8 protein-coding genes and 1 tRNA gene are annotated in these 8643 nt (G+C 42.0%); 4 read left to right on the top strand and 5 right to left on the bottom strand.

The features are described 5' to 3' along the window. Nucleotides 1-104: 104 nt before the first annotated feature. Nucleotides 105-1262, top strand: coding sequence for a GGDEF domain-containing protein (locus AACT21_RS02880; RefSeq protein WP_339373626.1), 1158 nt, complete (start codon nt 105-107; stop codon nt 1260-1262). A 175-nt stretch (nt 1263-1437) separates the two neighbouring features. Further along, a complete protein-coding gene (locus tag AACT21_RS02885; protein ID WP_013867804.1) occupies nt 1438-1650 on the top strand; it encodes a cold-shock protein in 213 nt (70 codons plus the stop codon). Nucleotides 1651-1731: 81 nt separating this feature from the next. Here AACT21_RS02885 and AACT21_RS02890 read toward each other — a convergent pair. Further along, nucleotides 1732-1806: transfer RNA gene (locus AACT21_RS02890), tRNA-Gly, on the bottom strand. 163 nt (nt 1807-1969) lie between these two features. Next, a complete protein-coding gene (locus AACT21_RS02895; RefSeq protein WP_029189957.1) occupies nt 1970-3967 on the bottom strand; it encodes a methyl-accepting chemotaxis protein in 1998 nt (665 codons plus the stop codon). A 247-nt stretch (nt 3968-4214) separates the two neighbouring features. Between AACT21_RS02895 and AACT21_RS02900 the strand changes: the two genes are divergently transcribed. Both AACT21_RS02900 and AACT21_RS02905 read left to right on the top strand, forming a co-directional pair. Further along, nucleotides 4215-6566 carry a fatty acid cis/trans isomerase gene (locus tag AACT21_RS02900; RefSeq protein ID WP_094164384.1) on the top strand — a complete coding sequence of 784 codons (2352 nt, stop codon included), beginning with the start codon at nt 4215-4217 and terminating at the stop codon, nt 6564-6566. Between the two features lie 35 nt (nt 6567-6601). Then, nucleotides 6602-6790: a hypothetical protein gene (locus AACT21_RS02905; protein ID WP_013867807.1), complete on the top strand. Its 189-nt coding sequence runs from the start codon at nt 6602-6604 to the stop codon at nt 6788-6790. A 59-nt stretch (nt 6791-6849) separates the two neighbouring features. On the opposite strand, the gene AACT21_RS02910 is transcribed toward AACT21_RS02905, so the two are convergent. The 3 genes from AACT21_RS02910 to AACT21_RS02920 form a co-directional block, all read right to left on the bottom strand. After that, entirely contained in the window at nt 6850-7299 is a 450-nt protein-coding gene (locus AACT21_RS02910) for an RNA-binding S4 domain-containing protein (RefSeq protein ID WP_176430232.1), read from the bottom strand. A 122-nt stretch (nt 7300-7421) separates the two neighbouring features. Continuing rightward, the gene (locus tag AACT21_RS02915; protein ID WP_013867809.1) at nt 7422-8090 is read right to left on the bottom strand and encodes a glutathione S-transferase family protein; all 669 of its coding nucleotides are present in this window, start codon (nt 8088-8090) and stop codon (nt 7422-7424) included. Between the two features lie 2 nt (nt 8091-8092). Continuing rightward, a complete protein-coding gene (locus AACT21_RS02920; protein WP_445285938.1) occupies nt 8093-8638 on the bottom strand; it encodes a glutathione binding-like protein in 546 nt (181 codons plus the stop codon). Between the last annotated feature and the right edge of the window lie 5 nt (nt 8639-8643).

The following is an 8643-nucleotide window of genomic DNA, read 5'->3' on the forward strand; positions in this document are numbered from 1 at the left end:
CCACAAAGGTCATATTTGTATTATTAATGCCGACAAGTTTTGTATCATCTCATTGGTTTCGATTCTTATTCCCAATAGGGTTGCTAATAGCCATTATGTTGGGGATGGAAAACGTCATTCTGATCACTAGCGCCAATATTGGCTTCGCTAGTAACCTGCCTTATATTCTTTTCACGGTAGCAATTGCATTAGGACACATTTTTAAGCAAGGGCGTTTGGCTATGATCTCGACAGCGATGATGGTGGCCTACGCAATCATCCAGTGGCGCTTACAGATGCCCCTTTCTACGGGAACAACCTTGCTAGAGCTTTCGTTATTAAGTTTGTTATTACCCGTTTTGTGTTTAGTACCTTATGCGTTAGGAAGTAATGCTACTGTATTGAGTAAAACTTATGGCTTATACATCGCTATTTTGCTGCTGTTAATGTTTTGGGCCGTTGTTACTTTGATGTACGTCAGTGATGGCGGATTTGAGAATTTTAGCCAAGTTTTGTTAGTAACTATACCGAAAATATCGAAATTGCCATTTTTGTTGGTGATGTACCTCTTGGCATTAATTGGGGTCTCCGCAATATTTGTGCTCACGCGAAACCAGATCTTAGACACCAGCATTTACGCCAGTATTTTACTTTCCTCCGTCACCTTTATTTTTTTCCACGTGAGTTATATCTCAAGCACACTTTTCTCTCTAGCCGGGGTTTTATTGATCTTATATCTAATTTCGGCGGGTCATAAAATGGCGTTTATTGATCGCTTAACGGGTATCCCAGGTCGCCACGCCTTAGATCTTGACATCAAATACTTAGGCAAAAAATATGCGATAGCGATGCTAGATATAGACCATTTTAAGCAGTTCAATGATCGCTATGGTCATGACACTGGCGATGATGTGCTTAAGTTGATTGCTAGCCGTTTATTATTGACTCAAGGAAACGCGCGTGTTTATCGCTACGGTGGTGAAGAGTTTACCATCCTATTTAAAGGAAAAAATGCACCGCAAGCTGCAATCTACTTAGATTTGCTTCGCAAAGATATTGAACAGTACCAAATGGTCATTAGGAACGCAGAAGACAGACCAAAAGACGATAAGCTCGGTTCCAAGAAGCGTGAGCAGAAAACACCATCAAATCTTGTCTCTATTACGGTTAGTATTGGCGTTGCTGATAGCTACGCCTCAGAAAAACCTGAAGCAGTGTTAAAAATTGCGGATCAAGCGCTCTATAAAGCTAAACAAAATGGCAGAAATAGAGTTGAAGTATGAACAGTTACCTTGATTTAATGCATCACATTTTGGTATAGAAATCGCAAAATTTGATATTCAACAAGGCGTACATCACATTCACAGAAACTTCATTAGATTGTGCAAAATACTTTGGTTAAGTTATTCATGTTGCAACTGTTTCGCAACGTCAAAACAACATAGCAAGAGTAAGATTATGAGTGAAAAAGTAAACGGAATTGTAAAGTGGTTCAACCAAGATAAAGGTTTTGGCTTTATTACCCCAGATAATGGCAGCAAAGATGTATTTGTACATTTTTCCGCTATTACGGGTGAAGGGCGCCGCAACTTAGTCGATGGCCAAAAGGTGAGTTTTGTAATCACTGATGGTCAAAAAGGGCCACAAGCTGAGAGCGTCAGTCCCGTTTAAATTTTTAAAAAGAACGACTCTAATCCACTCTTTCTAGGGTGGATTTTTTGTTTCTAGTAGACAGGATAAATACGAGAATATTGGAGCGGGCAGCGGGAATCGAACCCGCATCATCAGCTTGGAAGGCTGAGGTAATAGCCATTATACGATGCCCGCGCACCGAATTGACGCCGTCACTATGCCACAGTTAGCAAAAAAGAAAACCCATTTTTTATCAAAACCCGTTCAAGCGAACAGTAAATAAACAAAGTAAATTCAATTGGTTGAGATTTGTGTGCTTTTGGTTGTTTTTAACTCAATTGAATATCTACTCTTGCGTTTAAATTTTGAACTTTTCCATTTCTTGATTGAGTACAGTGACATTATCTTTTACTTGCGCTGACGTTTGGTTTGAGATTTGGCTAATACTTGCCACACTTTCCACCGAATTGACAACCTCTTGCATGAATTGAGTCATTTGGTGTGTTGATTGTTGTTGCAGATCGGCCGCCGAGGATAACTGGTGCATTTCCTTATCTAACGCCGTTATTTTTCCTTGTACGTCCATCATTTTGTTGAAGGCGTGGATGGTCTGCGCCGCACCTTCATTGGCAAGGTTCTGACTCATGTTAATTTCATTGACCACAGCCGCAGTCGCTGACTGTATGGCGTTTATAATAGTGTTAATTTCTGTGGTTGATTGAGTGGTTCGAGTCGCCAGCAACCTAACTTCATCCGCTACCACAGCAAAGCCTCGTCCATATTCTCCGGCTCTTGCGGCCTCAATCGCCGCATTTAAGGCCAGAAGGTTAGTTTGTTCCGCTAATCCCTCTATTACTTCGGTCACACGTCCAATCGATTCGCTTTCTCGACTAAGATCGAGCACCAATTGCGTTGCCTTTTGTATGGTTTGATCAAGCTTATCAATACTCTTTCTATTTTGTTCTAGCGCCGAGGCTCCCTCTTTGAGCTCATTTTGTGATAACAAAAGAGATTGCGTAGATTGTTCAGCTTTTTCTGCGGTCGCCATAGAATACTGCGCCACATCGCTCAAACGTACTGTAACCTGCTCAATACTTGCTCGCTGCTGCTGTACTTGCTGCCGAGTGTTTGAGTTATAGTTCAGAAGCTCATCCATGTTTTGACTGACCTGTTGCGCTTTGGTACTGACTCCCTGAACGATCGTTCGCAGTGAGTTGTTCATATTGTTTATCGCGGCGGTAAGCTGAGATAGCTCGTCGCTACCTTCACACAAAAGTGCTGGTTGAGAGACATCTCCTGCCGCAATGATTTCGGCTCTCTTTCCGATTCGACTCACTCTGCGGCCGATATTCTTACCTAAGTAATTGGAAAGCAAAACAGCAACTGAAACAGTCACGGCAATCATGATAAATAACACGTTAATCACATTACTAATGCTACGACTCATCCTTTCGCCACTTTGCTCTGCTTTTGATTGTTGAGTGGCGATAACATCTTCAAGACGGTTAGTCATTTTATCTACGGCAGGCATAAGTTGTGTGGCCATTTTTTGATTGACGCCGTTCCATTGCTCAGATTGGCGTATTGCAATCACCTGCTGTGCGAGTGGGAAATAAAGCTGCTGCATCTCATTAAATAATGACCACAGACTCTGTTCATCATCCGATAGCAAAGAGGACTTTTCCACAATTTCAGCAACAGATTGGTTGTGAGAGTTAATCAGGTCTTGATATTTTTCGAGATGTTCAGGCTTCGCATACAGTAAGAAATCTCGCAACGATGCAAGTGCATTAGCTAACGAATTATAGCTGTCAGCATACAATTTAAAGAGACGTTTCCGCTCCCCTCCTTCTTTGTTAGTCGACTCGTCGTTAATCAGCCCTTGTAACTGGTCAAGGGCAACTTCTGCTATGGGGGCGGCCTCGTTAATGAATAATGTGTGGGCAGGTAAATTATCCTCACTTTGGCTCAGTAATACGATGCCTTGGATATGCGCTTTGATTGCTGCCCATTCGCTTATGATCGCGGTGTATTGCTCACTGAGAATCAGCGTTTCTAACACCGGTACCGTTTTGTCCATCTGTCCAATAATAGTTTCAAGTTTTGTCAGTTGCGTTGCACCCACTGCACTTTGAGAACCCACCAATAAATAGGCGCGTAACGTTGAAATAACCTCTTGCATCGACTGCTGAATATTTCGGCTAGTATTCACGGTTGGCAGATCCGTTTGCAGCAATGAATTGGTGTGAGTTTCGACTTGCGTAATACTGCGATAGGTAAAAAAGGTCGAAATGATAAGAAGCACCACCAGCAATAAAAAACTTAATTGCAACTTCCCTGATATCGAGAGTTTCATCCTTTGACTCCTCAAAATTTTCTTCGTTTAACTATAGCGGGTTCAATGGGTTTATTAAATGCGTATAGCCAATGCGAGTCTACCGTATACTCGTCTTATAACCCTAAATTGAGCATTGTGCGTTCAGTTGTGGAGTTTATTCCACTCGGGCGATTTATCATCCCTAATGCGCTATTTTCATCGTTTTGTGGTGCATTTTGTTAATCTTTGCTTTAATTGGGACAAATATTCCTAAATTTCTCATGTTATGTCTTTTCATCGACTTATTATTCTTAGCATCGTGTTTTTTTCAGGATGTGCAATGTATGCGGGCTTGAACTATGACCAACTGTTTGGTGAAGCAAGCGTTCAGTCAAGACAATCGCCAGTAGATTCAAAAGAAGCCTCTTTCTTTTTAAATGATGTTAAACCCATCATCGATCAGCGCTGCGTGGTCTGTCACGCCTGTTATGATGCGCCCTGCCAGCTAAAAATGTCTTCAGTTGAAGGGATTGATCGTGGAGCCAGTAAAGCGTTGGTTTATCATGGTACGCGCCTGACGGCGTCGGCTCCTACCCGTTTGTTTGAAGATGCACAATACACAGAGCAGTGGCGAGATTTTGGTTTTCATCCTGTGCTGAACGAGAGATCTCAAACGCCTACCGCGAATCTAGAAGCAGGATTAGTCGCGAAATTATTAATGCAAAAAGAGGAACATCCGTTACCAGAACAAGATCAGCTAAAAGGTTTTGATTTTTCGATAGATCGCGAACAAGTTTGTCCAACAATTGAAGAGTACGGACAGTACAAACAAGATCACCCAACGTGGGGAATGCCTTATGGCATGCCAAATCTTAGCCCTCTTGAATACAATACGCTACTCACGTGGCTAAGAGATGGCGCAATCATGAATGGTCATATTCCGCTCACTTCTGATCAGGAGAAATCGGTTGCGCAATACGAAAACTTTTTAAATAAAGGTACAGCAAAGGATCAGTTAATGGCTCGTTATATCTACGAGCATCTTTTTCTTTCTCACCTTTATTTTTCTGAACTTGCTGGTCAGCCTAGATTTTTCACTTTGATACGTTCGACAACGCCCCCGGGCGAGCCTGTTAACCGAATTGCGACAAGGCGTCCTTACGATAATCCTGGTGTAGAACGCGTCTACTACCGTTTGATCCCTGAGCAAGACAGTATCGTGGATAAAACTCATTTACCCTATGCGTTGAATAAAAAACGTCTAGATGATTGGCAGGCATGGTTCATTCGGCCTAATTATCAAGTCTCGGTTTTGCCTAGCTATGATATTGAAGTTGCCGCCAATCCGATGACGGCATTTGATGCCCTTCCGGTTAAAGCACGCTTTCGATTTATGTTAGACAATGCTCAAAACACCATCATGGCTTTTATCAAAGGGCCAGTGTGTCGTGGCCAGCTAGCCCTGAATGTTATTAACGACCATTTTTGGGTGTTCTTTCTAGACCCAGAGAAAGCTGATTTACCCGAAGTGAATCAATTTTATCGCTCGCAAGCCGCGAATCTAAAACTGCCAAGCGAGTTGGAAAGTAACACGTTGCCTATTACTCATTGGGTCCGTTATGCGCATCAACAAGCACGTTATTTGAAGGCAAAGTCTGAATTTACTAATCAGTGGTTCAAAAATGGCGAGAACTTAACCACGGATGTACTGTGGATGGGTGATGGCTATAACCCGAATGCGGCACTGACTATTTTTAGGCATTTCGATAGTGCATCGGTAGTGCAAGGTTTAGTGGGAGAAAAACCCAAAACAGCATGGGTTTTAGACTATGCCCTACTAGAAAGAATCCATTATTTACTGGTGGCGGGTTTTGATGTTTACGGCAATTTCGGCCACCAGCTCATTACTCGCATGTTTATGGATTTTCTGCGTCTTGAAGGTGAAAGTAATTTTGTCTCTCTGCTGCCTAGAGAGATAAGGCACCAAGAGCAGTCAAGTTGGTATCAAAATCAAAGCACTCAACTCAGTGACTTTTTGCAACGTAACGTTGCCCCTTTTGATCAACCGACCAGTATTGTTTACCACACGCAAGATCCAAAATCTGAGTTGTTTGATCTTTTGAAGTCTGAGCTTCAACCTGTGTTATCAAATCGTTATTCGATAATTGACACTGGTTTTTCAAAGCGTAGTGAACAGATGTTAAATAGCATTAATAAGATCAAAGGTGAAGGGTTGTTGGCTGTGCCACAAATTATGATGTTGATGATCACGGCTGAAAATGGAGAGGATCAACTGTTTACTTTGTTACACAATAACGCCCATCTCAATATTTCAAGTCTATTTGATGAACAAAGCAACCGTGACCCAGCGAATGATGATTTGACTCTAGTGAGAGGTGTCATTGGCAGTTACCCTTCTGCTTATTTGTCACTGCATGAACACGAGATCGCAGAATTGGTGATGCTATTGAGTAAAATGCAAAATGAGCAGGACTACGTTAAGTTGCTCGATAGGTTCGCCATTCGCCGCAGTTCTTCGAAGTTTTGGCCGTTCAGCGATAAAGTTCATGCATGGTATCGAAAAAATCAACCTGTCGAATCTGGTTTACTTGACTACAATAGATTTGAAAACAGATAAAAGTCACCTTTAATGGGTGAGATGAGAGGTGCCAAATGACCATACGCGACAGCATTGAAGCACTAGAACAACAAATTTATGTAGCCTGTTCTGAAGGTGACTATGAGACAGTTAATCAGTTAGAACATCAGTTGGAAGTGTTACTGTATAAGGCGCAACACCCTTTTGATGATGATCCTAATGGGTTAAATAGCGGTTCGACAACAAATGACGAATGGCGCTGAATAAAAGACGGGAGCCATATCGCTCCCGTCTATTTATCAGATCATTAAAAAACAGAAAATTAGAAAAAGTCTATTGAGTTACGGCCACTTTCAGCATCTTTGCTTTTAGGTGCATCGGAGTTTTCTTTCTTTGTGGTCGTCGGCTTATTTCTAGCCGGTTTGGTTTTTGACGCCTTTTGCTTCGGCTTAGGCACATTTGTTGCTGCCACTACCGACGTCACATCAGTTTTAGGTACTTCAGTCACAGGTTGGTCACACAATACAACGTAGTACTCCTGGTTAAATTCAAGAAAATCCCCATTGTACATTTTACGTCGTTTTCGAGTTTCAAGTTCTCCATTGACTGCCACGTAACCATCGCTAATCAGGAATTTTGCTTGCCCGCCACCATCCACTAGGTTAGCAATCTTTAACACCTTATAAAGCTCAATAGGTTGCGACGAAACTTCAATACCAATCGCCTCTATTTCAATTTCTTCGTTTTCTAATGTGTCTTTATCGTTAATCATTACGTTTTTCTTATCACGAATTTTCACGCAGTGTAATGCTAAATGCACAAATTAGGAACCACAGTTAAATACTTCAACTGAACTGATAAGCCCACCGTTTTGTCATACTCACATCACTCAGGTTACCTTGTCACCATTTTCTGAATGCGTTCCGCTCGCTGTTCATCGCTTTCTTGACTTGGTGGTGGCACGGTAAGCCCCTTAATCACTGCAGGGCGTTGCGCGATTTCCGCCAACCAACGTTGTAGGTGCTCAAGCCCGTCAATATTAATGCCACTCCATTCGTAAATTCTCACCCATGGCCATGTTGCGATATCGGCGATGGTGTATTCATCACCCGCAAGATAACGGTGATGCTCTAATTGGCTATCCATGACTTCAAATAGACGTCGCCCTTCTTTTTGGTAACGATCAATGGCAGGTTGTATTTTTTCTGGAAAGTAACGAAAGAAGACATTAGCTTGCCCCATCATCGGCCCTACGCCTCCCATTTGAAACATTAACCATTGGATCACTTGAGAGCGGGCTTTCGGATCTACGGGCAAAAATTTTCCCGTTTTTTCTGCCAAGTAAAGCAAAATTGCCCCAGATTCAAATACTGGAAAATCATCGTTATCTTTATCTACAATTGCGGGAATACGTCCATTCGGATTGATGGCCGTAAACTCAGGCTCTTTTTGCTGATTGGTTGAAAGATCAAAAGCGTTGACCTTGTATGGCAACCCCATTTCTTCTAATGCAATGGAGATTTTCTGACCATTCGGCGTTGCGGCGGTATACAGTTCAATCATTCTTAGGCTCCTCGGTGAAATGATGGACGTTGCTCAACGGATTTAAACCAGCGAGCAATATTTGAGTAATCCTTTAATACTGTAAGCTCTAATGCATTTTCTGCAAACTCAATAAAAATATAGGCCGTGATGTCTACAATAGTGAATGCATCGGTTGCAAGATATTCTGATTCGGATAGGCGTTCATCTAGGATTGGCAGAAATGCACCAACACGATTTCGACTTTCGTACCCCCATTCAACAATGCAATTTTCTCGGTCTTTATAGATACCTGAAATATTTCGAAATGCTTGGAATCCTGCATAAAGCCCTTGAAATTCAACCACTCGGTGCCACATCTCAACTTTAGCTTGTTCTAGAGCTGTTTGGCCGAAGAGAAAATGCTTATGGTTAACTAAATGATCGAAATAGCGGCAAATAGCAATACTCTCACAAAGAGTGGTGCCATCATCTAATTCCAATACGGGAATCTTCCCAGTAATACTTTTCGACTGAAATTCATCAGAAAGATTCTCACCATCCCTTACATTGATAACTTGGCGAGGGATATCAA

It is taken from the genome of Vibrio sp. V08_P9A1T1, from assembly GCF_963874405.1.
GTDB lineage: Bacteria > Pseudomonadota > Gammaproteobacteria > Enterobacterales > Vibrionaceae > Vibrio > Vibrio anguillarum.

What these genes read in the sequence shown, in the direction of transcription:
- AACT21_RS02895 (WP_029189957.1), bottom strand. Translation starts at nt 3,967, where the DNA reads ATGAAACTCTCGATATCAGGGAAGTTGCAATTAAGTTTTTTATTGCTG.
- AACT21_RS02900 (WP_094164384.1), top strand. Translation starts at nt 4,215, where the DNA reads ATGTCTTTTCATCGACTTATTATTCTTAGCATCGTGTTTTTTTCAGGA.
- AACT21_RS02910 (WP_176430232.1), bottom strand. Translation starts at nt 7,299, where the DNA reads ATGATTAACGATAAAGACACATTAGAAAACGAAGAAATTGAAATAGAG.
- AACT21_RS02880 (WP_339373626.1), top strand. Translation starts at nt 105, where the DNA reads ATGGAAAACGTCATTCTGATCACTAGCGCCAATATTGGCTTCGCTAGT.
- AACT21_RS02905 (WP_013867807.1), top strand. Translation starts at nt 6,602, where the DNA reads ATGACCATACGCGACAGCATTGAAGCACTAGAACAACAAATTTATGTA.
- AACT21_RS02915 (WP_013867809.1), bottom strand. Translation starts at nt 8,090, where the DNA reads ATGATTGAACTGTATACCGCCGCAACGCCGAATGGTCAGAAAATCTCC.
- AACT21_RS02885 (WP_013867804.1), top strand. Translation starts at nt 1,438, where the DNA reads ATGAGTGAAAAAGTAAACGGAATTGTAAAGTGGTTCAACCAAGATAAA.